Origin of the sequence: Deinococcus humi (assembly GCF_014201875.1) — a bacterium.
GTDB classification, from domain to species: Bacteria; Deinococcota; Deinococci; order Deinococcales; family Deinococcaceae; genus Deinococcus; species Deinococcus humi.
Map to the genome: position 1 here is coordinate 533,335 of NZ_JACHFL010000001.1, position 24,591 is coordinate 557,925.

Here is a 24,591-nt window from a genome sequence, read left to right on the forward strand (position 1 = left end):
GGCAGCGGGGCGAGCGGGCGAGACCCTCAGCCCAGCACGGCGGACCGTTCCCCAGCCGGGTGCAGCTCGCACAGCAGCGCAGCCAGAGAGTCCCGAAAGCGGTATTGAAGCGTGAAGCCGCTGTCCAGCAGCCGCGAGACGTCAGCCCGCTGGTACGGCACATCGCCGCTGCGCGGACTGCCCGGCGCGTCTTCCAGAATCTGGCCCCGGAAGCCCGTCAGGGTCACCAGTCCATCGACCAGATCGCGCACGGGGCGGGCCTCACCGCTGCCCACGTTGACCACACCGCTCAGGTCCGAGGTCAGGGCATGCAGGGCGGCGCGGGCGGCGTCCCTGGCATCCACGAAATCACGCCGCGCGCCCAGCGGGCCGAAGCGCACCGTGTCCTGACCGTCTCGTGCGGCCTGGGCCAACTCGCGGGCGGCGCGGCCCGGCAGGGTTCCGGCACCGATGCCCGCGCCCAGCGGGTTGGTCACCCTGAGCGCCACAGCCTGGACCCGCCCGCTGCGGACGGCCTCCTCAATCAGAACGGTTCCGGCCAGCTTGGACGCGCCGTAGGGGGACAGGGGCCGGGCCGGATCGTCCTCATGCGAGGCGTGGCCCTCCGGCACCGCGCCGTACTCCGCGGCGGACGCCAGATGGACCAGCTTCACGTTCACCCGCGCCACCTCCTCCAGCACCCGGGCGGGCAGCAGGGCGTTGGCGCGGGTCAGTTCGCCAGGGGTGCCCACGGTGCGTCCGGCGGCATTGATCACGCCCGAGACCTCGCCCAGAAAACCGTCCCAATCGGCACGGGTGGCCGAGGTCAGATCGCCCGGCGGGGTGACGCGTACCGTCTGCCCGGCCGCCCTCAAGTCAGCCACGATCTGCGTACCCAGAAAGCCGCGTGCGCCCAGCACCAGCACCGGACCAGACAGGGAGAGGGCGAAGAGGCCAGCGCCAGGCATGTTAATCGGCGGCGCTCAGCGTCAGGTGCGGCAGCAGGATCGCCGACATTTCCTCCCACTCGCGGTTGGCCATGTCGTAGTCCTCCGGGCGACCGATGTCCAGCCAGTAACCGCCGAACAGGTCGCTGCCGGGAAACTGCTGGGCCGCCAGCAGGTCCAGCATCAATGTGTCGAAGCCCAGCACCTGTCCCGGCGTGTAGGCGCGCAGGGTCTCGCGGGTGACGGCGTAGATGCCCATGCTGACCTGAAAATGCACCGTGGGCTTCTCGCGGAACGCGACGATCTGGTTGCTGGCCTCGTTGATGTCCAGCACACCGAATTCACTCTTGATCTCGCGGTTGTACGTTGCCACTGTCACCGGGCGGTCCGACTGGATGTGACGCTGCAGGAAGGTGCCGTAATTCAGATTGGTGAGCACGTCGCCGTTCATGACCAGAAAATGCTCGGGCAGATCGTCCAGCACGTTCAGCACCGGGCCGATGGTGCCCAGCGGGGTTTCCTCGTCGGTGTAGTCCACGGTCAGGCCGTAACGGCTGCCGTCGCCCACGAAGGCGCGGATCAGGTGACCCATGTGCCCCACCGCCAGCGTCACCGAGGTGAAGCCGTGCACGCGCAGCTGGTGCAGCACGATTTCCAGAATCGAGTAGGTGTCCCCGATGGGCACAAGCGGCTTGGGGACGCAGGTGGTGTAGGGGCGCAGGCGGGTGCCTTTTCCTCCGGCCAGGATAACTGCGTGCATAGGCTTCTCCTTTCCTGTCCTCATGGGCAACAGGAATGAAACTGGGGTGAGGTTTGAGTGAAGCTCTGTTGTCTTCGTTAGTCAGCTGAACATCAGGTGCGTTTCAGAGAGGTTTCAGCCCGTTAATTAACACTCAGAAAATTCTCAGACTGTGTACTGATCGACGCGGTAGCGGGCCAGATTGATGGGGTTGGTGAACCACTCGGCAGTTCGCTTCAGGCCCTCTTCCAGCGTCACTTCAGGCTGCCAACCGGTCAGCGTGCTCAGTTCGGTGTGGTCCGCCAGCAGACGCATCACCTCGCTCCCCTCGGGGCGCAGGCGCTGGTCTTCCTGGGTCACGTTCAGGTCCGCGCCCATGACCTGGCCGATCAATTTCACGGTATCGCCCACGGTGATTTCACGCCCCGATCCGGCGTTCAGGGTGCGGCCCAGCACTTCACTGCCTGCCTCGCCCACTGCGCGGAAGGCGCGGGCGGTGTCAGCGACATAGTTGAAGTCGCGGGTGGGGCGCAGGTCGCCCAGTCTGATCTCGCGCCGTCCTGCCGCCACCTGGCTGATGATGGTGGGAATCACCGCGCGGGCCGACTGGCGCGGGCCGTAGGTGTTGAAGGGCCGTAAGGTGACCACCGGCAGCCCGAAGCTCAGGTGGTAACTCTCGGCGAGCTTGTCCGCCCCGATCTTGGTGGCCGAGTACGGGGACTGGCCCTGCAAGGGATGCGTTTCGTGGATGGGCGCGGTGCGCGCGGTGCCGTAAACCTCGGAGGTCGAGGTGTGGACGACGCGCCCGGTGCCCAGATCGCGGGCCGCCTCCAGCACGTTCAAGGTCCCGGTGATGTTGGTTTCCACGTACGAGCGGGGCGCAACGTAGGAGTACGGAATGGCGATCAGGGCGGCCAGATGGTACACGGTCTGCGCGTCCCGCATCAGCGCCCGCACGCTGCCTGCGTCGCGCACGTCGCCCAGCTGCACCTCCACGTGTTGCATGGTCTCGGCAGAGACGGTGTCCAGCCAGCCGTACGAACCCTGCGAATTGTAGATCGCCATGGCCCGCACGCGGTAGCCCGCACGGACCAGTTCTTCGGTCAGGTGCGAGCCGATAAAACCGTCCGCGCCGGTCACGGCCACCAGCGGGCGCTGGGAAGAGGTGGGGGCGATGGGGCGGGGCAGGGTGGTCTGGGTCATCAGCGGTAACTCCTGGGATCAGAGAGGGTGTGAAGGGTGGGGAACAGCAAGGCGAGCAGCGAGAGTAGGGCGAACATCGGAGGAGGGAGACCCAGCATCAGAGCGGCGGCACCCAGCGTCCAGACCGCTGTCAAAAAGGCCAGCCGGCGCTGGTTGGCCAGCCAGGAGCTGAGCAGCAGCCCGGCGCTATAGAGCGTGACGGTTTCCAGAGTGGCCGGCAGGTTGATCGGCAGGGGCAGCAACGACAGCAGGGCCAGCACTGCCGCGAGGGCCACCCCGTAGCCAGCCGCGCCCAGCAGGACGGTCGGCAAGCCCACCCGGCGCAGTTCGGGCAGGGTGCGCAGGGTCCGGGCCGCGACCTGCAGGCGTTCCTGAGCGTGCCAGACGCCCGCTTCCAGTAAACCCGCGCCCAGGATCACTGGCAGCAGCGGCCAGGTGCCGAGCCGCACGCTCAGGGCCACGAAGGCGGCGGCCATCGCCCAGCCGTACGCGGCGTGGGGCAGGTGGGGCCGCAGGGTGGCGAGGCTGGCGTTCAGGCTGCCGGGCGAACGGGTCACGTTCAGGGCGGAGAAGGTGGGGACTGCGGCCAGCAGCGCCAGCGCGAACAGCGCCGCCGCGCGTGACGGCAGTGACAGGACGATTCCGGCGGCCAGCAGCGGGCTGGCAAAAGCCCCGGCGAACTGCCCGAGCTGCCCCAGCGACAGCAGCACCCCCGCGGCGCCGCTGGACAGGGCCACCGCGCCGCCCACCAGCGCGCCGGTCAGCACGTCGCCGCCCATCGCTGCGGCAATGGCTGCTCCGCTCAGCAACCCAGTCCCGGCACTGATCACCAGCGTCAATCGCAGGGCGCGGCCCGGCACCGCGAAGGGTTCGGTGTAACGCACCCCCGCCACCGCCATGGTCCACCCCCAACCGAAAGCTGCCGCCAGCACGAAGGCGCTCTCGGCCCCTGCGCCCAGCGCCCCCGCGATCAGCAGACCAGCCAGACCCGGCAGTAGATACATGGGTCCGCGCAACAGCATCCGCCAGGGAAAGGCTGGGGTGACGGGCGCGGGCAGGCGGTCCAGCGCTCCCCCGGTGCCTTTCTGCCGGTACAGTCTCTCAGCGGCGTCGAACAGGCCGTCTGCGCCGTAGCGGTCGCGCAGCACCTCGTCGCCCAGTCCATCGGCTTCCAGGTAGGCGGCAAGTTCCTCGGCGTCCACCGCGTTGGCCCGGTCGGCGGCCAGCTTCAGGTCCACCTCGCGCAGCCGCTCCGGCAGTTCGCCGGGCAGTTGCAGCCGGGTGCTGGTGGTGCTGACCCGCGTTCCGGTGTGCTGCGCGGTGAGCGCCGCAGACGTGGCGCGCCGGGGGGCGGCGTGCCGGGCTGCGGCGTGCAGTTCCGCCATCTCCTGGAACACGCTGAACTGCACAGGCTGTGCAACGGGCGAGTGCTCTGGGCTGTGTGCTGCAGGACTGCTCAGCCCCACCTCTTCCCGTTGCCCCGTCAAGCCGGACGGCCCGCCGCGCACCACGTCGCGGTTGCGAGATCCGGTCACTGCCAGGCCTCCCCGGCGATGACCAGCGGGTAGGCCCGTCGGTAGGCGTCCAGGCAGCCGTCCAGCGTGAACAGTTCCATGACTCGCTCGCGGGCGGCGCGGCCCAGGCGGGCGCGCAGCGGCGCGTCGTCCAGCAGCCGGGTCAGGGCGCTCGCCACGCCCATCACATCGCGCGGGCGCACGATCAATCCGGCGTCGCCCACCGCCTCGGGCACGCCGCCCACGCGGGTCGCCACCGGCGGGCGGCCCATCGCCATCGCCTCGATCACGGTGTAGGGAAAGCCCTCGCTGACGCTGGTCAGGGCCACCACCTGCCCAGCGCGGTAGGCGTCGGTGATGTCGTCGATGCGGCCCTCGAAGGTCACGTGCTCGGTCAGGTTCAGTTGCTGGGTCAGACTCTGACACCGGAACAGGTAGTCCTCGTTGCCCGCCGGGGTGCCGCCAAACAGTCGCAGTTGCGCGCCAGCGTTGCGGCGGCGCACCAGATCGAAGGCGCGGATCAGCGTCTCGATGTCCTTGAGGGGATCGATGCGCCCCACCCAGCTCACCACGCTCTCCACCGGCTCCTGCTCAGCGGGCGGGAAGATCTCGGGATCGATGCCGTTGTACACGCAGTGAATCTTGTCGGGATGTGCTCCCAGACGCTCCTCCCAACGGCGGTTGTAGTGCGAGCCCGGCAGCACCAGGGTGGCCTCACGGTAGACCAGGCTGCACAGCAGGCGGTAGAAGCGCAGGAGCAGGCCCTTGAAACCGGAACTGTAGGCGCTGCGACGAAACTCCATGTAACGCTCGCGCAGGTACACGCCGTGTTCGGTCAGCACGAAGGGGGTGTTGTGTGACCACAGGCCGTGGAGCGCCAGCAGGCCGGCAAAGCCGTTGCTGACGGCGTGCCCCACCTGGGCCTGGGGGGCGGGGTGGCCCAATGGGCGCAGCGCGTGTTCCAGCCACGTCTGGGCATCCAAGGCATCGGCCACGGTGGGCAGCGGCAGGCGGGCGTCGTCGCGCTGGCGGCCCAGCGCCTGCCGCGTGGCGTGACCGGCCCAGGTGTCCAGGGTCAAGCGGGCCAGCCGTGGCGTGTCCAGCAGGGCCGTGAACCCCCCACGCTGGCCCAGGCCACTGAGCATCTGCAGGCCCGCACCGAACAGGTCCAGGTCCAACGTGCACAGTCCGTCCAGCACTGCTAAATAGGCTTCCTCGACCTCGCGGCGGCGGGCGGCGTCCGGGCGGGCGGGCGCGGGTGGCGGCGCACCCCACAGCGGCACCTGCGTGAAGCTCACATTCTCTGGCATCGGCACGGCCGCGCGCGTAAACGGGAGGCCAGAAATGGCCTGCACCGCAAACTGGTGATCGTCCAGACCCCGCACCAGCTGATCGACCCACACGCTGACGCCGCCGTGGGCCTGGGGATAGGTGCCCTCGGTGTACAGCGCGATGTGAGGAGCCCTGGTCTGGGTGGCAACAGTCATGAAATGTTCTCCAGAACAAATATGAGAAAGAAGGCTTGACAGTGCATTCGAAGGCGATTTGGGGGGATCAGAGCGAGGATTTTTCGAGAAAAAACATACACAACGTATCCTGATTTGTGAAAATCTTGATACCTTCGAAGCTCTACCCCCAGATGGGGGAAGAGAAAAAAGGTCCGCTACAGCAGCCAATATTGGTTCGCGCGCGTTAATGAATCGCTTAAGGCCGTCAGGATGAGTCTTTGTTAAGTCAGGGATGGGCAGCAGCTGATCCGGCCTCATCTGCATGGGCAGATCGTCCTAAGTTCTGAAAGAATTGGGTGGGTGCCCAGTTGGGAACAGGATTGGGCGGACGCCGGATTCGGTCCTCGCCTGTACGTCCAGGGCTGTGAAGTCGAGGCGAGAAGGCCGGGAGCGCCCGCACATCTGAAGAGGAGGCGTGGAAGGACGGGCACTCCCACCTAGAGGACAGAACCGTCAGCCCGAACGGTGAGATCGGTTTCAAAGTCAGAGTCAGGCCAGATCGACTCGCGTAACATATTCGGACCTGCTCCTCTCCCCAGGTTCAGGAGTCTCCTACCCCGCTCACACTGTTGGACACGCACTTTCGAGGGTGCCCACTCGCATGGAACAGACCCAGGCATGACGCAGCTCCAGACCCTCTGTCACACCTTTGACCCCGCCGACGTGATCGTGCATCTGCGCCCCGCCAGACCCAGACTGGTAGACCTTGTCGAGAAGGAGAAGTTGCTGCGCCAAGGGGTGTCCTATGGTCAGCTTCTGACTCCCGAAACCCGGCCCAGCGCAGTACAACTGGCTGCCTACCGGGACGCCCTGGAGCGCAATGGCCCGCGCATGGCCGCGCTGATTGCCAGTCTGACCACGCAGCTGCTGGCGCAGGTGCCGCAGCCGGCGCTGGTCTCGCTGGCCCGCGCAGGCACGCCGGTGGGCTGCGCCATGACCCGCTTCGCGCGGCGGCGGGGAGCGAGCCTTCCACATCACACCCTGAGCATCATCCGGGGCAGCGGCATCGATCAGGAGGCGCTGCGCCAGGTGCAACGGGCACATCCGGGAGCCACACTGGTCTTTGTGGACGGCTGGACCGGCAAGGGCAGCATCGCCGGGACGCTGGCCTCAAGTCTGCCCGCAGGCGTGCCGCCGCTCCTGGCCGTCCTGAGCGACCCGGCAGGCGTGGCGGATTTTGCCGCCACCCATGACGATCTGCTGCTGCCGCACGCCGTCCTGAACGCCACGGTCAGCGGGCTGCTCAGCCGCACCTTCGTGGAGGAGGGAAGGGACAGCGGCCAGCAATTACATGGTGTCCGCACCGAGGATCATCTGCGTGCCGACGACGTCACGGGGGCGTATCTGGCTGCGCTGGACAGCTTTGACAGGGCTGCAGACCAGCCACTGGACCCCGGCCCCCGGCCCGTGCGTCCCTACGACGCGGTACTGGCACTGGCCGCCAGTGTGGGCGTCCATGATCCGCATCTGGTCAAACCTGGCGTGGGCGAGGCCACCCGCGTTTTTCTGCGCCGTCAGCCGGCCGGGCTGCTGCTGCGCGACGCCGCGCACCCGGACACCCGACACCTGAATGAACTGGCCCGCGCAGCAGGCATTCCCGTCACCCTGCATCCTGAGCTGCCGTACCTGGCGGCGGCGCTGATCGCTCCCGGCCCGCGCACCACAGAGGACGCATGACCACCCCGCTGTCGCCCACCCTTCCCCTGAACCCCTGGCGACTGGGGGCCAGCCTGTACACCCCCGCCACCCGCACCGATCTGCTGGCGCTGGGCACCGGACGCTACGGCACCCTGACCAGCCTGATCTACTGCACCGAGGACGCCGTGCTGGAGGCCGATCTGCCCCTGGCGCTAGATAATCTGGCGCGCACGCTGCCGCTGTTGCCCCCGCCAGAGGTGGGGCCGTTGCGGTTGATTCGCGTCCGGAATCCGGCGGTGCTGGCGCAGGTGCTGACGCTGGACCTGCGCGGGATCAGCGCCGTTGTGCTACCCAAGATTCACGCGGGCAACCTGGGTGCGTACTTGCAGGTGCTCGACGATTCGGCGTGGCCCCACCTCCCCCTGCTGCTGACCCTGGAAACCCCGGAAGCCCTGAGCGAGGTGCACATGACCCAGCTGCGTGACCTGATCCTGGAAGGTGGCCACAGCCCACGCGTCGCCGCGTTGCGGATTGGCGGCAATGACCTGATGCAGGCCCTGGGGGTCCGCCGCAAGCCAGGGCGGACCCTGTACGAGGGACCGCTGGAGCGGGTCATCGGCATGTTGCTCGGCGTGTTCAAACCGCACGGCTTTGCGCTGTCGAGCCCGGTCTACGAGGTCTTCGGCGACCTGCCCACCCTGGCCCGCGAGCTGGAACAGGATCTGGATTACGGCCTGTGCGGCAAGACCATCATCCATCCGGCGCAACTGGGCACGGTGCTGGACGCCTACCGGGTGGTCGAGGCAGACCTGCTAGAGGCGCAGGCCATTCTCGCGCCGGACGCGCCCGCGGTGTTTCAGATGAACGGGCGTATGTGTGAACCCGCCACCCACAGTCGCTGGGCCAGCGACATCCTCAGCCGCGCCGGACTGTACGGCGTGCTGGAGCCACAGAGGCACGAGGCCCTGCACTTCTGAGGGCGTATGGGGGCCGTCCAGGACACCCTCTTCCGTCTGAAAAGTGTCGGCAGTATTTCGCTTTTATGAGAACAATTTAAAGGAGTCTCAATCTCAGTCCTGATAAGTTCAAGGGTAAGGTCAGCACTTTTCTGGCCTCAAAGTTCTCGCCTTTCTCGGCTCCACATTCAGGAGGAACACGGTATGGGCTTTTTAGATCGGCTCAAGGCAATGGGCGCGCAGGCAGGCAAGGAAGCGCAGGACACCTGGAGCCGCTTCAACAACAGCGCCTTTGCGGACGCCACCATGGCGGCCTGCGCGCTGATCGGCGCGGCAGACGGCAAGATCGACCAGAACGAGCGCAGCCGCACCGCGCAGTTCATCACCACCAGCGACAAGCTCAAGGCCTTCAATGTCGCTGACCTGCGCGACAAGTACGACCGCTACTGCGACAAGATCACCGCCGATTTCGACTTCGGCAAGATCGAGTTGATGCAGGCCATCGGCAAGGTGGCCGGCAAGCCGGATCAGGCCCGCGCAGTGGTGCAACTCGCGGTGGTGATCGCCAACGCGGACGGCGAATTCGACGAGAAGGAAATGGGCGTGGTGCGCCAGATCGCGCAGGCCCTCAAGCTGGACCCCTCTGAATTCAACGTTTAAGCGCCCCGTTTTTCCCAAGATCATTTCCCTTCTAGGAGGTTCAACATGGCAGTTTCACTGAAAAAAGGCGGCAACGTTTCCCTGAGCAAGGAGGCCCCCGGCCTCAGCGCCATCACCGTGGGTCTGGGCTGGGATCCCCGCGCCACCGACGGTAAGGAATTCGACCTGGATGCCAGCGCCTTTACCCTGAAGGCTGACGGCAAGGTGCGCGCCGACGGCGATTTCATCTTCTACAACAATAAGACTTCCTCGGACGGCAGCGTGGTGCACAACGGCGACAACCGCACCGGTGAGGGCGCGGGTGACGACGAGACCATCGACATCGACCTGAACAAGGTGCCCGCCGACATCGAAAAGGTTGCGATTGCCGTGACCATTGACGAGGCCGACACGCGCGGCCAGAGCTTCGGCCAGGTGGGCGGCGCGTTCATCCGCGTGATCAACAAGGACGGCGGCGCAGAGATCGCCCGTTATGACCTCTCGGAGGACTACAGCACCGAGACCGCCGTGATCTTCGGCGAGATCTACCGCAACGCGGGCGAGTGGAAGTTCCGCGCCGTTGGTCAGGGCTACGCGGGCGGTCTGGCCCCGCTGGCCCGCAACTTCGGCGTCAACGTCTGAGCCGTTAAAGCAGTTCACAGCACAGATGTTGGGGAGGTTGGGAACATGGTTTCCGGCCTCCCTTCTTTCCACATCGCCACGCGCAAAGGAGATCATGCAGACCTTCCAGACCGGGCAGAAAGCCCAACTGAGCACCCTGACCCCACAAACGAACCTGACGTTGACGGTGCAGGTGACTGGCCCCGCCTCCGAATACGACCTGATCCTGTTCGGCCTGGACGCGGCAGGCAAGCTGAGCGATGACCGTTACATGGTCTTCTTCAATCAGCCGCGCAGCCCCGAAGGGGCCATCGAGATGCGCGGCGGGGCCCGTAACGAGAAGGTGTTTCAGGTGGATCTGTCGCGCCTGCCCGCCAGCGTGCGCCGCCTGAGCCTGGCCTCAACAGTTGACAGCGGCGCATTCAACGCCATCGACCACGCCCAGGTCACGCTGAGCAGTGCCGGCAGCCCCCTGATGACCTACCGCGTGACGGGCCGGGATTTTCAGCAGCAGAAGGCCGTCATGCTGCTGGACCTCTACTTCAAGGACGTGTGGCGCGTGGGCGCAGTGGGGCAGGGCTTTAACGGCGGCCTGGAAGCGCTCGTGAACCACTTCGGCGGCACGGTGGCCGACACACCTGCCGGGCGGCCTCCCACTGTCACTGTGCCGCCTCCTGCCCCCACTCCCGCCGCGCCGCGTCCCGCGCCCACCGTCAATCTGGGCAAGATCACGCTGGACAAGCAGGGGCAGAGCGCCAGGATCTCGCTGCGCAAGGACGGGCAGAAAGACCCGATCCGCGTCAACCTGAATTGGGACAAGGGCGGCGGCTTCCTGCGTCCGGGGGCTGACCTGGATCTGGGCTGCATGTTCGTGATGCAGGACGGGCAGAAGGGTGTGATCCAGGCGCTGGGCAATTCCTTCGGCAGCGACCGCTTTGAACCGTTCATCCTGCTGGACAAGGACGACCGCAGCGGCGCGTCCAGCGACGGCGAAAACCTGATCATCTTCCGTCCCGACCTGATCCACACGGTGGTCATCTTCGCCTTCATCTACCAGGGCACCTCGGACTTCACCAAGGTTAATGGCCGCCTGACCATGAAAGACCCGCGTGGCAACGAGATCACGGTGCAGCTGAGCAATCCCGACATGCGCCGGACATTCTGCGCGATTGCCAGCATCGAGAACGCGGGCGGCGAGGTCAAGATCACGAAAGAGGAGCGGTATTTCAAGGACCACCAGGAGGCCGATCAGCACTTCGGCTTCGGTTTCCGTTGGACGGCGGGGAGCAAGTAGATGGCCGGGCCGACAGTTCTGCAGGCAGGCCAGCGCGTCCCGCTGACCGGTCTGGGCCTGGGGCAGCCCTTCAGCGTGGAGATCCACTGCACCCTGGACGGCGCGGACATCGCCGCTTTCGGTCTGCAGGACGGCAAGCTGGCCGATGACCGCTACATGGTTTTCTTCAACCAGCCGCGCAGCCCGGAAGGCGCACTGGAACTGGCGCGGCAGGGCGTGGACACGGTCTTCAATGTCAATCTCGCGGCGCTGCCCGCCGCCGTGACCGAGCTCTACTTCACCGCCACGCACGACAGCCAGCCGATTGCAGGAGCGGGGGCGCTGTCCGTGCGGCTGGGTCAGGCCACCTTCGACGTCAAGCCCCACCTGAAGGCTGAGAAGGCCGTCATGCTGGTGCGGCTGTACCGCCACGCCGACGGCTGGCGGCTGGCGACGGTGGCACAGGGGTTCAACGGCGGCCTGGACGCCCTGGTGCGGCACTTCGGCGGCGAGGTGGAGGAGGCTGGGGCGTCCACGCCCACCCCGCCTCCAACCGCCGTCAATCTCCGCAAGGAACGCCAGCGGGTTCTGCTGGAGAAGGCCGAACGTCAGCAGCCACAACTGGTCAGCCTGATCAAGACGGCTAGCGTCAGTCTGGAAAAACGGGGGCTGGCGGAGGCCCGCTACCGGGTCAAACTGGTGCTGGACATCAGCGGCAGCATGCAGCGTGAGTACCGCAGCGGCGCAGTGCAGGCCCTGGCCGAGCGTGCCCTGGCCCTGGCCGCCCGCCTGGACGATGACGGCGAGGTGGAGGTCTACCTGTTCGGCATCGGAGCGTACCGCAGCGGCACCCTCTCGCTGGACAACGTCTCGGGCTTCGTGGACCGCCTGAAGGTCAAGCTGGAGGGCGGCACCCATTACAGCCCGGTCATGAAACTGATCCGCGAGGACGCCGCCCGCGGGGGCCATGATCTGCCGTGTCTGGTGCTGTTCATCACCGACGGCGGCACCAGCAATCCTGCCGTCGTGGTGCGCCAGATGACCGACGCGGCCCAGGAGCCGATCTTCTGGAAATTCATGGGCATCGAGGAGGGCCGGGTCAATTTCGACTTCCTGGAGAAGCTGGATGACCTACCAGGCCGCGTGGTCGACAACGCCGACTTCTTCCGCGTCCCCGCACCCATCCGGATTCCGGATGCCGAACTGTTCGAGTTGCTGCTCAATGAGCTTGACGGCTGGCAGCGCGACGCACGGGCGGCAGGCATCCTGCGGGCCTGAGCGTCAGCCTGTAGAAACCCCCATCCACACCATCTTCTCTGGCCCTTGGACACTTCGACATCTTTCAGCCACATTCCCCATAAGGAGTACAACGCTATGCCCATCTCCCTCAAGAAAGGACAGCAGATCAGCCTCGCCAAGGAGGCCGGCCCCAGCCTCAGCACGGTACGCATGGGCCTGGGCTGGGACGCGGTGAAGAAAAAGGGCTTCTTCGGCTTCGGCGGCGGTCAGGCCGAGGTGGATCTGGACGCCAATGCGCTGATGTTCGACGCGGCGGGCGGCCTGCTGGACGTGGTGTGGTTCCGTCAACTTCAGAGCAAGGACGGCTCGGTCAAGCACAGCGGCGACAACCGCACTGGTGCTGGCGACGGCGACGACGAGACCATCACGGTGGATCTGACGCGCCTGCCCGCCAACATCAGCACACTGGTCTTCACGGTCAACAATTTCACCGGACAGGACTTCAGCCAGATCGAGAACGCTTACTGCCGCCTGGTCAACACCCAGGGCGAGACCGAGGTGGCCCGCTATGACCTGTCGGCGGGCGGCCAGCACAGCGCCATGATCCTGGCGAGCCTCAAGCGCCAGGGCAACGACTGGACGATGACCGCCATTGGAGCCCCTTCACGCGGACGGACGTACCAGGACAACCTGCCAGACATCAAGGCTTACCTGTAAGGTCCGGGAACCTACACCCCCCAACGCGCATACTCACCCCAGACGGCCCACCTTTGAAACTGGCCGCCAAGAAACACAAAAGGACGGAATGACATGGCACTTTCACTGAAAAAAGGCGGCAACATTTCCCTGAGCAAGCAGGACGCCAACCTGCAGCGCATCATCGTGGGCCTGGGCTGGGACCCACGCCCCACCGACGGACAGGCCTTTGACCTGGACGCCTGCGCTTTCCTGCTGAATGACGGCGGCAAGGTGCGCGGCGACCACGACTTCATCTTCTACAACCAGCTGCGCAGCCAGGACGGCAGCGTGGAGCACACCGGCGACAACCGCACGGGCGAGGGCGACGGCGATGACGAGGCCATCAAGATCAACCTGACGCAGGTGCCCGCCGAGATCCAGAAGATTGCCGTCAGCGTGACCATCGACGAGGCCGAGGCCCGCCGTCAGAACTTTGGTCAGGTGGGCGGAGCGTTCATCCGGGTGGTCAACGAGGACAACGGCCAGGAACTGACCCGCTTCGACCTGGGTGAGGATTTCAGCACCGAGACCGCTGTGATCTTCGGCGAGATCTACCGCCACAGCGGCGAGTGGAAGTTCCGCGCCGTGGGCCAGGGCTACACCGGTGGCCTGGGGCCATTGGCCCGCAACTACGGCGTCAACGTTTAAACTGAGCATCCTCCAGCGGGCACCCGTTCCAGCGAGGCCGGGTGCCTGTTGAGTGGCGAGAGCGCCGCGAACTGGAAGAGTTGGCCTGCCCACCACCGAGCGGGCAGCCGGCAAGGAGAACATTAGTGATTCAAAGAGAGTTTGGCTTCGCCTTCGGGGTCACCATCATCGCCCTGATCCTGGCCGCGTGGTATGGCTTCAGCGTCGGCGGCATCAGCGTGGCCCTGAATTTCCTGGTCATCGCCGTGGTGCTGGGGATCATGGAAGTGTCCCTGAGCTTCGACAACGCGGTGGTCAACGCCTCGGTGCTGAAGAACATGACCGAGAAGTGGCAGCGTCGATTCCTGATCTGGGGCATTCTGATCGCCGTGGTGGGGATGCGACTGGTCTTCCCGATCGCCATTGTTGCGATCACGGCGGGCCTGGGCTTCGGCGAGGTCGCCAACCTGGCCCTGAACGACTCGGCCCGCTACGGCGAGTATCTGGAAGAGGCCGAGGTCGTGATCAGCGCCTTCGGGGGCACCTTCCTGCTGATGGTGGCCCTGAATTACCTGATGGACCCCGAGAAGGACGAGCACTGGCTGGCGGGCTTTGAGCGCCGCCTCTCGGGGCTGGGCAAGCTGGACACCGTCCAGGCCCTGATTGCGGGCGTGGTTCTTCTGTCGATCACGCACTTCTTCGTGGCGCCCGCCGAGCAGCTCGCGGCCGTGACGGCGGGACTGGTGGGCCTGCTGGTCTACCTGGGCATGAACGCCATCGGCGGCCTGTTTGATCCCAACGACATGGCAGCCAAGGCAGGCGCGGCAGGCTTCACAGCCTTCATGTACCTGGAAGTGCTCGACGCCTCGTTCTCGCTGGACGGCGTGATCGGGGCCTTCGCGGTGACCAAGGAGATCGTGATCATCTCGGCGGGACTGGCGATTGGCGCGGTGTTCGTGCGTTCGCTGACGCTGTTCCTGGTTCACCAGGGCACGCTGGCGCAGTACCGCTACCTGGAACACGGCGCGCATTACGGCATCCTGGCGCTGGCCATCATCATGCTCGCCAGCACCAACCGCAACGTGCATATTCCCGAACTGGTCACGGGACTGATCGGGGTGGCATTTATCGTGGCGTCGGTCTGGTCCAGCGTGAGGGCCAACAAACGCGAACTGGCCGAGGGCAAATCGCAACCGGGCTGAGCGCGCACTGAATGGGGCTGCGGAGGGGGCGAAAGGGCCTCCTCCGCAGCTTTTTCATGTTCAGTGCTCTCTGAAGCCCAAAACGTATCGCGGCCTATGTCGGCAACGCGAACAACGCGCTTAAATGGCCTCATGCTTGGTAAATTCTTCAAGAAACCGGCGGATGACATGGGTGGACGCGTGCCCCCCGGCCAGAGCCTGACGGCCCGCTTCCCGGTGCTGACCTACGGCCCTGCGCAGCACTACGACGCGTCCGAGGTGGTCGTGCGCATCAGTGGGCTGGCCGGCGAAAAGACCTTTACCTGGGCCGACCTGCTGGCGCTGCCGCAGACCACCCTGACCTACGACATCCACTGCGTGACCCACTGGAGCAAGCTCGACACCGAATGGACCGGCGTGCGCGTCACGGACCTGATGGAGCACATCGAGCTCGATCCGGCCGCCGCCTACGTCATGCAGCACAGCGTCGGAGGCTACACCACGAATCTCTCGCTGAAGGATTTCACGCGCCCGGACAACCTGCTGGCGCACACCTTCAACGGTGAGCCGCTGGAAGCCGAGCACGGTGGCCCGCTCCGGCTGGTGGTACCGCACTTGTATTTCTGGAAAAGCGCCAAGTGGCTGACCGGGCTCGAATTTATGGCCGCCGATCAGCCGGGTTTCTGGGAAAAGAACGGCTACCACATGCGCGGCGATCCCTTTCAGGAACAGCGCTACGACGATGATTGAGCGGGGTGTGAACAGTGGAAGTTCGCTCATTCACGGCTGAGGGCCACCTCGTCCCAGACGTTCTGAAACCCGGCCTCGCGCTCGTGCTGGTCGGCACCGCGCCCAGCCGGATCAGCGCCGCCGCACGGGCGTATTACGCCAATCCGGTCAACAAGTTCTGGCCCACATTGCACGAAGTGGGCCTGACGCCCCGCCAACTTGCGCCGCAGGAGTACGCGCAGGTGCTGGACTACGGCATCGGCCTGACGGATGTGGCCAAACGGCACAGCGGGGTGGATGCGGTCCTCCCCGGCGAGGCATGGCAACCGGACGAGCTGCGGGCCAAGATCAGGACGTACCGCCCGCAGATCATCGCCTTTACCAGCAAGCGCGGCGCGTCCGAGACGCTGGGCAAACCCACCGGCAAGCTGCCGTACGGCCCGCAGACCGAGACGCTGGAGGGCGCGGAGGTCTGGGTGCTGCCCAGCACGAGTCCGCTGGGCCACAACTACTTTCAACTGGAGCCGTGGCAGGCGCTGGGGGCGCGGGTGGCCGAGGTACGGGAGGGCCTGAGGCTGAGCGAACGCTGAACGCGAACCGGCGTGAGGCGGGAACTTTCCTCAGCTCCGGCCCGTATCCTTGGGGTGTATGGCGCACCGTGTCACCCCCCTCCTGACTGTGGCCCGCACCGGCTCGCGCGTGGTGCGTTCCCTGATTCGCCCCGCGCAGCATGGACCGGGACAGAGCGGGCTGCGTGGCGTGCGCGAACTGGGCCATGACCCTTGGCTGACGCTAGATGGTCCGGAGGGACTGCGCCGTCAGGCCAGCCGGCTGGCGCGGCGCGGCGCGGGACTGGGCAAGCTGGCGCTGCAAAGCGTACTGGGCGCGGTGGTGATCTTTCCACTGCTGCTGATCTTCGGTGTACTGCTGGCGCTGGGCTTCGATCCGGCAGGCTGGCTGCTGGGCCTCACGCTGCTGATGGGCCTGCTGGGCCTGATCCGCACGGCGGTCCGCGCCACCCGCCTGATGCGCGCGCCAGACGAGGATACCCTGCCCCAAGCCGCGAAAGCGGCCCTGCCCGCCACCCTGGAAGCCGACGAAACCAGTCTGCTGGGCACGCTGCGGACCCACGAGCGGGCGCTGCCCCCGGCCAGCCGCGTGGCCTTTCACGCCGCCGTGATCGCCACCCGTGACGCCCTGCGGGTTTCGGCAGACGACGCCGTGCTGAACCGCGACAGCTTCGACGTGCGGCAGGCGGCCCGCGAGGACATCCCCGAGTTGCTGGAGACCTACCGCACGGTGCCGCCCACTCCGGCCAACCAGGCCGAACTGCAACGCCAGCTGGGGCTGATCGAGGGGCGCATGGTCGCCGTCATCCGGGACCGGGAAGCCCAGAAGAGCCGTGCTCTAAAAGCACACGGGCGCTACCTGGAAAAGAAGTATCTGGACAGTCCAGAGGCGGAACAGGACTAAACCCTTACCGCTGCGCCTCCACCCGGCCCATCCATTCCAGAATCCAGCGCGCCACCGTGTCGCTGCGGGCCGCGGTGATGTCCAGGTGGGCGGCCCCCTGAAGGGTTTTGACCGTCATGTCCGCCCCCGTCAACGCGGCGTACTGCTGGTACTCGCCCGGCTGGGTCACACCGTCCGCCGCCACGATGCCCAGGGCAGGCAGAGCAACCCTGTGCCATACCCGCAGTTCGTTCTCGAACGGGGTGCCCCGCGTGCCCTGACGCACGGCGGCAAGATCCAGCGACAGGCGATTGGGGAAGTACCATTCGCTGAAGTCGCTCAGCGGAGTCCAGAAGCGCCTGACGAAATCCCGCGGATCGGTGGAGGCCGAGGGATCCGCCTGCCAGCCGACGGGTTTGTTGCGGTCCTGCTGTCCTGCCACCCAGTAGCTGTCCTTGCCGCCCAGCACGGCGGCGATCAGGTTATTGCCTTCCACGGCGTTGGTGGCCCGCCCGGTCTTCAGCGTCAGGAACGGGAGCAGGGCGTAACGCTGCTCCAGCTGCACCATGGCTGCCGCGAGATTGGTGGCCGGGTAATTGACCAGACCGCCCGCCGGGGCCAGCGCGTCCGGCTGTGCGGCGGCCAGCCGAGCCTGCGCGGCGGCCCGGCTGGCAAGCCTGGGACCAAAGTAGACCGCGTCCACGTAGGGATCCTCGGGCAGCTTGTTGAGACCGGTCAGCGACCCCAGCACGCCCTCGGTGCCCTCCAGATAATCCTGGCGGGTCAGCAGTTGTTTGCTCAGCAGGCCGGGCGCGCCGTCGAGCATCACCATGCCGCGCACGTCGTCCGAACCGCGTCCCCCGCTGGCCGTCCCAGTGCTGCCGGGCAGGCCACCAAAGTCATAGGCCGCGTACAGCCCGGTCAGGCTGCCACCCATTGAGTGGCCGCCGATGAACACGTTGGGCGTCAGGGTGCGGGCCTCCTTGATCGCCACGCGCCAGTCGCGCAGGGTCACGTCCAGGCCCCAGTCGCGCATGAACGACACGCTTTCCCTGGAGCGGGGCGGCAGGCCGTCCCTGACGATCTGGGCCAGCTGAGCTGGGCTGGCCGCCGCAATCTGGGCCTGGGGCTCGAGCAGGTTGCTGCGGCGGTCCACCGTCCAGACCCCCGTCTGCGGCGCGAGCGCCACGATCTGCCGCGCCAGACGGTCAAAGCTGCCTGAACCCCCCAGAAAACCGGGCATCAGCAGCAGGATGGTTTTCGGCCTGGTGGGGCCGTACCGGACGGTGATGCTGGCATTCAGCTCAGGCGGCGTGCCCGGAACGACTAAGCTGGGCCGCACCACGCGCACGGCGAACACCCGCGACAGGACGGCGTTGCTGGGGGTCGTCACGGCAGGCGTGGAGGGGCGGACCAGTTGCGGTGCCGGAGCACAGGCGGCGAGTAGCGCGGACGTGAGCAGGAGGCGGGCGAGGAGCATCGCCCCATGCTGCTCCGTCGCCTGGGGCCGGATGGTGCGGAGGCTTACGGGGGTCTTGTTCTGGTCTTGAGCTCCCGGGGAGGCGGCACCCCCTATGCCGATCACGCGCCCTCCTTCCCGCACCGCTCTAGACTCGGGGCATGAGCGCACCTGCCTCCTCTCCCCTCCCGCTGCCCAGGGGCTTTCAGACCGCCGCGCTTGCCGCCGGGATCAAGCCCAGCGGCAAGACCGACCTGAGCACCGTGACCTCCGACACCGAGTGCGTGTGGGCCTTCGCGGGCACGCGCAGCACCACTGCCGCCGCCTGCGTGACGCGTAACCGCGAACTGTACGCGGCGGGCGGCCCGGTGCGGGCGCTGCTCGTCAATGCCGGGAACGCCAACGCCGCCACCGGAACCCGGGGAGCGCGCGACAACGCAGACCTCGCCGACGCGCTGGGCAGCGTATTGAATGTGGATATGGACGGCGTGCTGACCGCCAGCACCGGCATCATCGGCCACCCGTTGCCGATGGACCGCGTGCTGAGCGGCATCGAGCACCTGCCCGAGGATCTGGGCACCGACGCCGCCATTTTCGCCAGCGCGATCATGACCACCGACCTGCGGCCCAAGACCGCCTCGGTGGAACTGCCCGGCGGGGCACGCATCGTGGGGGTCGCCAAGGGCAGCGGGATGATCCATCCGGACATGGCCACCATGTTCGCCTTCGTCCTTACCGACGCCGCGCTGGATTCGGCTGGCCTGCGGGCGGCCTTCTCCGCCGTGGTGGCGCGCACCTTCAACGCAGTGACGGTGGACGGTGATACCAGCACCAACGACATGGCCATTGTCCTGGCAAACGGGGAGGCCGGAGAGGTGGCCTTGCAGGACTTCCTCCCCGCGCTGGAAGGCGTGATGCGGGACCTGGCCCGCCAGATCGCCCGCGACGGCGAGGGGGCCACCCGCCTGCTGACGGTCCGCGTGAGCGGCGCACTGACCGAGGCCGAGGCCCTGACTGCCGCCCGCACCTGCTGCGTCAGCCCGCTGCTCAAGAGTGCGGTCCACGGCCACGACCCCAACTGGGGCCGCGTGATCATGGCCGTGGGCCGCAGCGGCGTGTCGGTGAACATCGAGGGCATGACCGTGACCGTGCAGGGCAATCCGGTTTTCGCCGGAAAGCCCCTGCCCTACGACGACGCGGCGGTCAGCCAGAGCATGCGGGCCGAAGAAGTGGTGTTTGAGGTCGATCTAGGCGTGGGCGGCGCGTCCGGCGAAGCCTGGGGCTGTGACCTGAGCGCCGAGTACGTGAGCATCAACGCGGACTACACAACGTGAACCGGCAGCTTGCCAGGGCCATGCCCACCCCCGCTTGAGCCAATCTTCAGAACTGGACCACAGATCCGTAAGCTGACCTACCCTGCCAGCATGAACAACGCTCCCCGCCCACAGCCTGCGCTGGCCCGCCCTCTGGATTTCTCAGTCCCGTCCAACCGGTTTGCGGTGGCGGGGGCGGTGGGGGCCGTGGTGCTGGGGCGAATGGTGCGCGGCAACTGGTGGGCCGGGCTGGGGGTGGGCAGCGCCGCTTTCAGCGCCTGGGCCATCGCGCGAGAACTCGATCCGGACTCGCCTCAGACCGCCAACACCGCGCTGCCCGTCGCCGCTGCCGCCACCTTGCTGGGTGGGCCGGGCAATCCGCTCGCCGCTGCCGCCGCCCTGAGTGGCCTGAGAATGATTGCCGGGACCACCGGACAGGCCGCGACGCCCGCCGATCACCTGGGCCTGCTGACGCAGTCGGCACTGGCCGCCGCCACGGGCCACCGCTCCGCAGCGCTGCTGGCCGCGGCAGCCCCGCTGCTTACCCCCCAGGCCCACTCCTGGCAGCCTGCGCTGAGCCTGCTGATGCCCCGGCTGTGGCGGGACCGTGGGACGGGATTGACCACCGCGCCCGCCGCCCTGCTGGGGCTGGGCGCAGTGGCGCTGACGCCCCCCCTCACCGTCCTGGAACCGGTCAGCAGCCGGTGTGACCGTGCCCCCAGGGCGGTTCGCGCCGAAGAGGTTCAACGTGCCCGACAGGCCGCTGTGGTCTCACTGGCGCTGGGTCTGGGGGGCGGCAGCGTGCGCGGGCTGGTGCCACTGGCCGCCGCCGTCCTCACGGTGGGCCTGAGGAGGGTGAGGGAAGGAGCAAAACCAAGGGTCTGATTTTCCTCGCGCCCATGGCAAAGCTGTCCTCCAGGACAGGGGCGAGGCCAGTCAGGTTCAGACACAGGAAAAAGGGAAGCCCGTGCAACGGCTCCCCTTCCTCTGAGCTCGGGTTCTGAACTTCAGTCGTGTGCGCCCACGAGCTCGCGTTGTCCGAACTGCTGGGCCTCGGTGCTGCCGGCCAGGGCGTTGGTGCTGCTCTGGCCCCCGGCGGCAGCGTTGGACACCGCGTCGAAATAGCCGGTCCCCACCTCGCGCTGGTGCTTGACCGCCGTGAAGCCGCGCTCCTGGGCCGCGAACTCCTTCTCCTGCAACTCCACGAAACTGACCATCTGGTTGCGGGCATAGCCGTGGGCCAGTTCGAACATCGCATGATTAAGGCTGTGGAAGCCGGCCAGCGTGATGAACTGAAACTTGTAGCCCATCCGGCCCAGCTCCACCTGGAACCGGGCAATCGTCTCGTCATCCAGATTCTGTTTCCAGTTGAAGGACGGTGAGCAATTGTACGCCAGCAGCTTGCCCGGAAAGTGGGCGTGAATGGCCTCGGCAAATTTGCGGGCGTCTTCCAGGTTCGGCACGGACGTCTCGCACCACAACACGTCGGCGTAGGGAGCGTACGCCAGGGCGCGCGCGATCGCCTGATCGATCCCAGGTCTGACGAAGTAGAAGCCTTCGGGGGTGCGCTCCCCGGTGCAAAAGGGCTTGTCGTTGTCGTCGATGTCGCTGGTGAGCAGATTGGCGGCGTCGGCGTCGGTGCGGGCGATCAGCACGGTGGGCACGCCGCTCACGTCGGCCGCCAGGCGCGCGGCGTTCAGCGTGCGGATGAACTGCCCTGTGGGCACCAGCACCTTGCCCCCTAGGTGCCCGCACTTCTTCTCGGAGGCCAGCTGATCCTCGAAGTGCACCCCGGCTGCCCCGGCCTCAATCATGGCCTTCATCAGCTCGAAGGCATTCAGGGGGCCGCCGAAACCGGCCTCGGCGTCGGCCACGATGGGCGCAAAGTAATCGATGTCTCCTCTACCCTCGCTGGTCTGGATCTGGTCTGCGCGACGCAGGGTGTTGTTGATGCGCTTGACGACGTCCGGCACAGAGGAAGCGGGGTACAGGCTTTGATCCGGGTACATCTGCCCGGCGTTGTTGGCGTCCCCGGCCACCTGCCAGCCGCTCAGGTAGATCGCCTTGAGGCCCGCCTTGACCTGCTGCATGGCCTGGTTGCCGGTCAGGGCACCCAGCGCATTCACGAACGGCTCGTCCTTCATCAGCCGCCACAGCTTGTTCGCACCGTGACGCGCCAGGGTGAACTCGATGGGCAGGCTGCCGCGGAGCTTGACGACCTCCTCTGCCCCGTAATTCCGCTTGATGCCCTTCCAGCGGTCCTCGGTCTGCCAGGTTTTTTCCAGAATCTCGGCGGGGGTGCGCGGGCTGTGGGTCTGCTGGGGCTGGGTCATGTCGGATCTCCTGAAGGTGTGGCGGGCGGTCCTCATCCCTTGCGGGCGAGGTAACAGGCTGGGAAGGTTCCCGGTGGTGCTGTGCAAACAGTGTGCGGGAGGCAGGCATGCTTGAGGGGCGGTTTACCTGCGGCGCAGTGGGGTAAACCACCGGTGCAGGTAAACCACCTGGCACGGCCTCCGGTCAATGGGCCGGAAGCCACCCACCATGAACAAAGCCCTCCCTGATCAGAGAGGGCTACGGTGAGTCACTACAGGACGGCCTCTCAGCTGTCAGAACTTTCTGTGCCCCCCAGCCACGCGGCCAACTGCCGCTCGAATGCGTCATGCGCCTCGTGGTGGTACAGGATGCCGTGGAAACCGGCAGCGTTGGCGGCGTCAATATTCTCCTGAATGTCGTCCACGAAGGCGGTCTGGGCAGCCGGACGTTCCATGGCCGCCTCCAGAGCCGCAAAAGCTTCGGGCGCGGGCTTCTTGTGCCCCAGCTCGTTGCTGAACACCAGAGCGTCGAAGCGGGCGAAGCGCGGGTCGTGGCGCAGATGATCGCTGACCACCGGATAATTGTTGCTCAGCAGCCCCACGCGCACGCCTTCAGGCAGGGCGGCCAGTGTGGCGTACATCGGCACGTGATCGGCGATGCTGCCCAGGTAGATCGCCTCAAACTCGGTATAAGGCAGCTCCAGGCCGGCTTCGCTCTGCATCACGGTCCAGAAGTGGGGCAGCGTCCAGGCCCCCACCTCCAGCTGACGGACGTGGCGAAAGTAGCTGTCCCGGACGCGCTCCACCGGCACACCGCTGCGCTCGGCCACATTCTGGGTGCTGCGCCCGTCGAAAGTGCCGACGGTAAAGACACCGCCCCAGTCGAAGGCGACGTGCCGGGGGGCCGGAGCAACAGAAAGCATGAGTCCAATTGTGGCGCACAGGCTTCCCCCGTGAGGTCACGCTGTTCAGACCGGAGCGCGCCCCAGAGATGAGGACACCACCACGCCGGACTTGTCATATGAGATCAATTTGGGCGCTATGCAGTGACATCATATATTTATACACACGGTAGATTTCTCAAAAAGTCATCTGTTGGGTTCGTCCTGATTGGCTGCGGAGCTTAACCAGGGGTCCTATGCATCACTGGAGGTCAGGGCTTTCTCTAACCGGCAGCCGTTATAGTTTGAGGGTGAACGTTTCTAATGGGGATAACCATCAATACTGGCAGGAGGTCAGGCAAGTGGCGGCCCTGCTGCGTGCCCACGAGGGGCCGGTGGTCGTCCTTTCACATGAGAATCCTGACGGTGACGCCCTGGGCAGCCTGCTGGGGCTGACGCGGGCGCTGCGGAACCTGGGCAAGACGGTAATCGCCCCGATGGATGTGCCACGCTATCTGCGTTTCCTGCCCGGTCCCGGCGAGACCAGCGGTCCGCTGGCAGAGTGGCCAGCCGGTGCGCTGGCCGTGGTGGTGGACGTGGACAACAACGATCCGGACCGGGTGGCAGGGGCGGATCTGCGGCAATTCGGGGGCGAGGTGATCAATCTCGACCACCACGGCACCAACCAGCGGCGGGCCACCGCGGGGGTGGTCGATCCGGCCCTGCCGGCGGCGGTGATGATCGTGGCCGACGTGTTGACCGAGCTGGGCATCACCTGGACTGAGAAAATCGCCACGCCGCTGATGCTGGGCCTGATCACGGACACGGGCAGTTTCAGATTCAACAGCGTCACGCCGCAGACGTTCGTGTGCGCCGCCCAGTTGCTGGAACGCGGCGCGCGGCTGGGATGGATCAACGATTCCATGGGCCAGAACCCGCGCGCCTACTACCTGCTGCTGCGCGAGGTGCTGGACACCATGGAATTTCTGCGCGGCGGACGGGTGGTGGTGGCGCGCGTGGACGAGGCCATGCTGACGCGGGCCGGGGCCAGCTGGGAGGACGTGGAAAACTACGTCGGCTTGCTGCGCAACTCCGAGGGGGCAGAACTCGCCGTGATGATCAAGGACTTTGGCGAACGGATCAAGCTGTCGCTGCGTTCACGCGGCGAGGTGAGCGCGCAGAATGTGGCGGTGGCGCTGGGCGGCGGCGGTCACGTCCTGGCCTCCGGCGCCAGCCTGAGCGAACCGTATCCGGCGGTGCGCCGCCGCCTGGAAGACGCGATTGGGGCCGAGCTCGCGCGGGTGGACGGACCGGCCCGGGACATGGCCGACCGCACCTGACCTCAGTGCGGGGATCATCCGGCGTCAGCCCCCAGAGGGGCGGGAGTGTTCCGCAGCGCGGAGGAGTTGCACCTTGATCATGCTCAGACGCCCCGGGCTCAGGACGCCGCGCGCCAGCACCCGGTCATCCAGGGTCAGCACCGGCACGTCGTGACCGTAGCGTTGCTGCCACTCTGGACGTAAATCCACGTCCAGCACCTGAACCCGGAATTCCAGCCGGGTCAGGTTGGCCTGCGCCTGCTCGCACAGGTGACAGCCCAGACGGGTGTAGAGCGTCAGAACGGGAAGCGGAGTCAAGGGCAC

Annotated in this window: 24 protein-coding genes; 15 read left to right on the forward strand and 9 right to left on the reverse strand. The window is 66.5% G+C overall.

Translation table 11 applies throughout. From position 1 onward, the window contains the following. Positions 1-26: 26 nt before the first annotated feature. The 5 genes from HNQ08_RS02760 to pelF all read right to left on the reverse strand — a co-directional run bounded on the left by HNQ08_RS02760 (position 27) and on the right by pelF (position 5,869). The gene (locus tag HNQ08_RS02760; RefSeq protein WP_184127546.1) at positions 27-947 is read right to left on the reverse strand and encodes an NAD-dependent epimerase/dehydratase family protein; all 921 of its coding nucleotides are present in this window, start codon (positions 945-947) and stop codon (positions 27-29) included. Between the two features lies 1 nt (position 948). After that, positions 949-1,686: a nucleotidyltransferase family protein gene (locus HNQ08_RS02765; protein WP_184127547.1), complete on the reverse strand. Its 738-nt coding sequence runs from the start codon at positions 1,684-1,686 to the stop codon at positions 949-951. Between the two features lie 144 nt (positions 1,687-1,830). Continuing rightward, positions 1,831-2,868 (reverse strand): SDR family NAD(P)-dependent oxidoreductase, encoded by a 1,038-nt coding sequence (locus HNQ08_RS02770; RefSeq protein ID WP_184127548.1) that lies wholly within the window; start codon positions 2,866-2,868, stop codon positions 1,831-1,833. Beyond that, positions 2,868-4,403, reverse strand: coding sequence for a hypothetical protein (locus HNQ08_RS02775; protein ID WP_229789622.1), 1,536 nt, complete (start codon positions 4,401-4,403; stop codon positions 2,868-2,870). The genes HNQ08_RS02770 and HNQ08_RS02775 overlap by 1 nt, the downstream gene beginning before the upstream one ends. After that, positions 4,400-5,869: a GT4 family glycosyltransferase PelF gene (gene pelF / locus HNQ08_RS02780; protein ID WP_184127549.1), complete on the reverse strand. Its 1,470-nt coding sequence runs from the start codon at positions 5,867-5,869 to the stop codon at positions 4,400-4,402. Before pelF ends, HNQ08_RS02775 begins: the two co-directional genes overlap by 4 nt. 639 nt (positions 5,870-6,508) lie before the next feature. Here pelF and HNQ08_RS02785 point away from each other — a divergent pair. The 12 genes from HNQ08_RS02785 to HNQ08_RS02840 all read left to right on the forward strand — a co-directional run bounded on the left by HNQ08_RS02785 (position 6,509) and on the right by HNQ08_RS02840 (position 17,004). Then, positions 6,509-7,567 carry a cysteine protease StiP domain-containing protein gene (locus HNQ08_RS02785; RefSeq protein ID WP_184127550.1) on the forward strand — a complete coding sequence of 353 codons (1,059 nt, stop codon included), beginning with the start codon at positions 6,509-6,511 and terminating at the stop codon, positions 7,565-7,567. Next, positions 7,564-8,505 (forward strand): HpcH/HpaI aldolase/citrate lyase family protein, encoded by a 942-nt coding sequence (locus HNQ08_RS02790; protein ID WP_184127551.1) that lies wholly within the window; start codon positions 7,564-7,566, stop codon positions 8,503-8,505. The genes HNQ08_RS02785 and HNQ08_RS02790 overlap by 4 nt, the downstream gene beginning before the upstream one ends. A 183-nt stretch (positions 8,506-8,688) precedes the next feature. After that, positions 8,689-9,144: a tellurite resistance TerB family protein gene (locus tag HNQ08_RS02795; RefSeq protein WP_184127552.1), complete on the forward strand. Its 456-nt coding sequence runs from the start codon at positions 8,689-8,691 to the stop codon at positions 9,142-9,144. 45 nt (positions 9,145-9,189) lie between these two features. Next, positions 9,190-9,765 (forward strand): TerD family protein, encoded by a 576-nt coding sequence (locus HNQ08_RS02800; protein ID WP_184127553.1) that lies wholly within the window; start codon positions 9,190-9,192, stop codon positions 9,763-9,765. Positions 9,766-9,859: 94 nt separating this feature from the next. After that, positions 9,860-11,038 carry a TerD family protein gene (locus HNQ08_RS02805; protein WP_184127554.1) on the forward strand — a complete coding sequence of 393 codons (1,179 nt, stop codon included), beginning with the start codon at positions 9,860-9,862 and terminating at the stop codon, positions 11,036-11,038. After that, positions 11,039-12,295: a VWA domain-containing protein gene (locus tag HNQ08_RS02810; RefSeq protein ID WP_184127555.1), complete on the forward strand. Its 1,257-nt coding sequence runs from the start codon at positions 11,039-11,041 to the stop codon at positions 12,293-12,295. A gap of 96 nt (positions 12,296-12,391) precedes the next feature. After that, on the forward strand, positions 12,392-12,973 hold the full coding sequence (locus HNQ08_RS02815) for a TerD family protein (RefSeq protein ID WP_184127556.1): 582 nt from the start codon (positions 12,392-12,394) through the stop codon (positions 12,971-12,973). A gap of 93 nt (positions 12,974-13,066) precedes the next feature. Beyond that, positions 13,067-13,642, forward strand: a complete 576-nt coding sequence (locus tag HNQ08_RS02820) for a TerD family protein (protein ID WP_184127557.1) — start codon at positions 13,067-13,069, stop codon at positions 13,640-13,642. A gap of 125 nt (positions 13,643-13,767) precedes the next feature. Then, complete coding sequence (locus HNQ08_RS02825) at positions 13,768-14,823, forward strand: DUF475 domain-containing protein (RefSeq protein WP_184127558.1); 1,056 nt, start codon at positions 13,768-13,770, stop codon at positions 14,821-14,823. Positions 14,824-14,955: 132 nt separating this feature from the next. Beyond that, the gene (locus HNQ08_RS02830; protein WP_184127559.1) at positions 14,956-15,552 is read left to right on the forward strand and encodes a sulfite oxidase-like oxidoreductase; all 597 of its coding nucleotides are present in this window, start codon (positions 14,956-14,958) and stop codon (positions 15,550-15,552) included. Between the two features lie 14 nt (positions 15,553-15,566). Next, complete coding sequence (locus HNQ08_RS02835; protein ID WP_184127560.1) at positions 15,567-16,121, forward strand: mismatch-specific DNA-glycosylase; 555 nt, start codon at positions 15,567-15,569, stop codon at positions 16,119-16,121. Positions 16,122-16,179: 58 nt separating this feature from the next. Next, the gene (locus HNQ08_RS02840; protein ID WP_184127561.1) at positions 16,180-17,004 is read left to right on the forward strand and encodes a hypothetical protein; all 825 of its coding nucleotides are present in this window, start codon (positions 16,180-16,182) and stop codon (positions 17,002-17,004) included. Positions 17,005-17,008: 4 nt separating this feature from the next. On the opposite strand, the gene HNQ08_RS02845 is transcribed toward HNQ08_RS02840, so the two are convergent. Next, the gene (locus HNQ08_RS02845) at positions 17,009-18,463 is read right to left on the reverse strand and encodes an alpha/beta fold hydrolase (protein ID WP_184127562.1); all 1,455 of its coding nucleotides are present in this window, start codon (positions 18,461-18,463) and stop codon (positions 17,009-17,011) included. Positions 18,464-18,603: 140 nt separating this feature from the next. Between HNQ08_RS02845 and argJ the strand changes: the two genes are divergently transcribed. Beyond that, entirely contained in the window at positions 18,604-19,776 is a 1,173-nt protein-coding gene (argJ, locus tag HNQ08_RS02850; protein ID WP_184127563.1) for a bifunctional glutamate N-acetyltransferase/amino-acid acetyltransferase ArgJ, read from the forward strand. Between the two features lie 90 nt (positions 19,777-19,866). Then, positions 19,867-20,640, forward strand: a complete 774-nt coding sequence (locus tag HNQ08_RS02855) for a hypothetical protein (RefSeq protein WP_184127564.1) — start codon at positions 19,867-19,869, stop codon at positions 20,638-20,640. A 122-nt stretch (positions 20,641-20,762) separates the two neighbouring features. On the opposite strand, the gene aceA is transcribed toward HNQ08_RS02855, so the two are convergent. Together aceA and HNQ08_RS02865 are read right to left on the reverse strand one after the other, a co-directional pair. Further along, on the reverse strand, positions 20,763-22,088 hold the full coding sequence (gene aceA, locus HNQ08_RS02860; RefSeq protein WP_184127565.1) for an isocitrate lyase: 1,326 nt from the start codon (positions 22,086-22,088) through the stop codon (positions 20,763-20,765). A 266-nt stretch (positions 22,089-22,354) separates the two neighbouring features. Beyond that, positions 22,355-22,990, reverse strand: a complete 636-nt coding sequence (locus HNQ08_RS02865) for an HAD family hydrolase (RefSeq protein WP_184127566.1) — start codon at positions 22,988-22,990, stop codon at positions 22,355-22,357. Positions 22,991-23,259: 269 nt separating this feature from the next. Between HNQ08_RS02865 and HNQ08_RS02870 the strand changes: the two genes are divergently transcribed. Further along, positions 23,260-24,288, forward strand: coding sequence for a DHH family phosphoesterase (locus tag HNQ08_RS02870; protein WP_229789624.1), 1,029 nt, complete (start codon positions 23,260-23,262; stop codon positions 24,286-24,288). A gap of 24 nt (positions 24,289-24,312) precedes the next feature. Here HNQ08_RS02870 and HNQ08_RS02875 read toward each other — a convergent pair whose 3' ends face one another. Beyond that, positions 24,313-24,591, reverse strand: a complete 279-nt coding sequence (locus tag HNQ08_RS02875) for a glutaredoxin family protein (RefSeq protein ID WP_425321330.1) — start codon at positions 24,589-24,591, stop codon at positions 24,313-24,315.

Coding starts and splice junctions, on each gene's coding strand:
- HNQ08_RS02795 (WP_184127552.1), top strand. CDS start 8,689: ATGGGCTTTTTAGATCGGCTCAAGGCAATGGGCGCGCAGGCAGGCAAG.
- HNQ08_RS02760 (WP_184127546.1), bottom strand. CDS start 947: ATGCCTGGCGCTGGCCTCTTCGCCCTCTCCCTGTCTGGTCCGGTGCTG.
- HNQ08_RS02785 (WP_184127550.1), top strand. CDS start 6,509: ATGACGCAGCTCCAGACCCTCTGTCACACCTTTGACCCCGCCGACGTG.
- HNQ08_RS02805 (WP_184127554.1), top strand. CDS start 9,860: ATGCAGACCTTCCAGACCGGGCAGAAAGCCCAACTGAGCACCCTGACC.
- HNQ08_RS02800 (WP_184127553.1), top strand. CDS start 9,190: ATGGCAGTTTCACTGAAAAAAGGCGGCAACGTTTCCCTGAGCAAGGAG.
- HNQ08_RS02820 (WP_184127557.1), top strand. CDS start 13,067: ATGGCACTTTCACTGAAAAAAGGCGGCAACATTTCCCTGAGCAAGCAG.
- HNQ08_RS02765 (WP_184127547.1), bottom strand. CDS start 1,686: ATGCACGCAGTTATCCTGGCCGGAGGAAAAGGCACCCGCCTGCGCCCC.
- HNQ08_RS02865 (WP_184127566.1), bottom strand. CDS start 22,990: ATGCTTTCTGTTGCTCCGGCCCCCCGGCACGTCGCCTTCGACTGGGGC.
- pelF (WP_184127549.1), bottom strand. CDS start 5,869: ATGACTGTTGCCACCCAGACCAGGGCTCCTCACATCGCGCTGTACACC.
- HNQ08_RS02840 (WP_184127561.1), top strand. CDS start 16,180: ATGGCGCACCGTGTCACCCCCCTCCTGACTGTGGCCCGCACCGGCTCG.
- aceA (WP_184127565.1), bottom strand. CDS start 22,088: ATGACCCAGCCCCAGCAGACCCACAGCCCGCGCACCCCCGCCGAGATT.
- HNQ08_RS02810 (WP_184127555.1), top strand. CDS start 11,039: ATGGCCGGGCCGACAGTTCTGCAGGCAGGCCAGCGCGTCCCGCTGACC.
- HNQ08_RS02815 (WP_184127556.1), top strand. CDS start 12,392: ATGCCCATCTCCCTCAAGAAAGGACAGCAGATCAGCCTCGCCAAGGAG.
- HNQ08_RS02845 (WP_184127562.1), bottom strand. CDS start 18,463: ATGCTCCTCGCCCGCCTCCTGCTCACGTCCGCGCTACTCGCCGCCTGT.
- HNQ08_RS02790 (WP_184127551.1), top strand. CDS start 7,564: ATGACCACCCCGCTGTCGCCCACCCTTCCCCTGAACCCCTGGCGACTG.
- HNQ08_RS02830 (WP_184127559.1), top strand. CDS start 14,956: ATGCTTGGTAAATTCTTCAAGAAACCGGCGGATGACATGGGTGGACGC.
- HNQ08_RS02770 (WP_184127548.1), bottom strand. CDS start 2,868: ATGACCCAGACCACCCTGCCCCGCCCCATCGCCCCCACCTCTTCCCAG.
- argJ (WP_184127563.1), top strand. CDS start 18,604: ATGAGCGCACCTGCCTCCTCTCCCCTCCCGCTGCCCAGGGGCTTTCAG.
- HNQ08_RS02855 (WP_184127564.1), top strand. CDS start 19,867: ATGAACAACGCTCCCCGCCCACAGCCTGCGCTGGCCCGCCCTCTGGAT.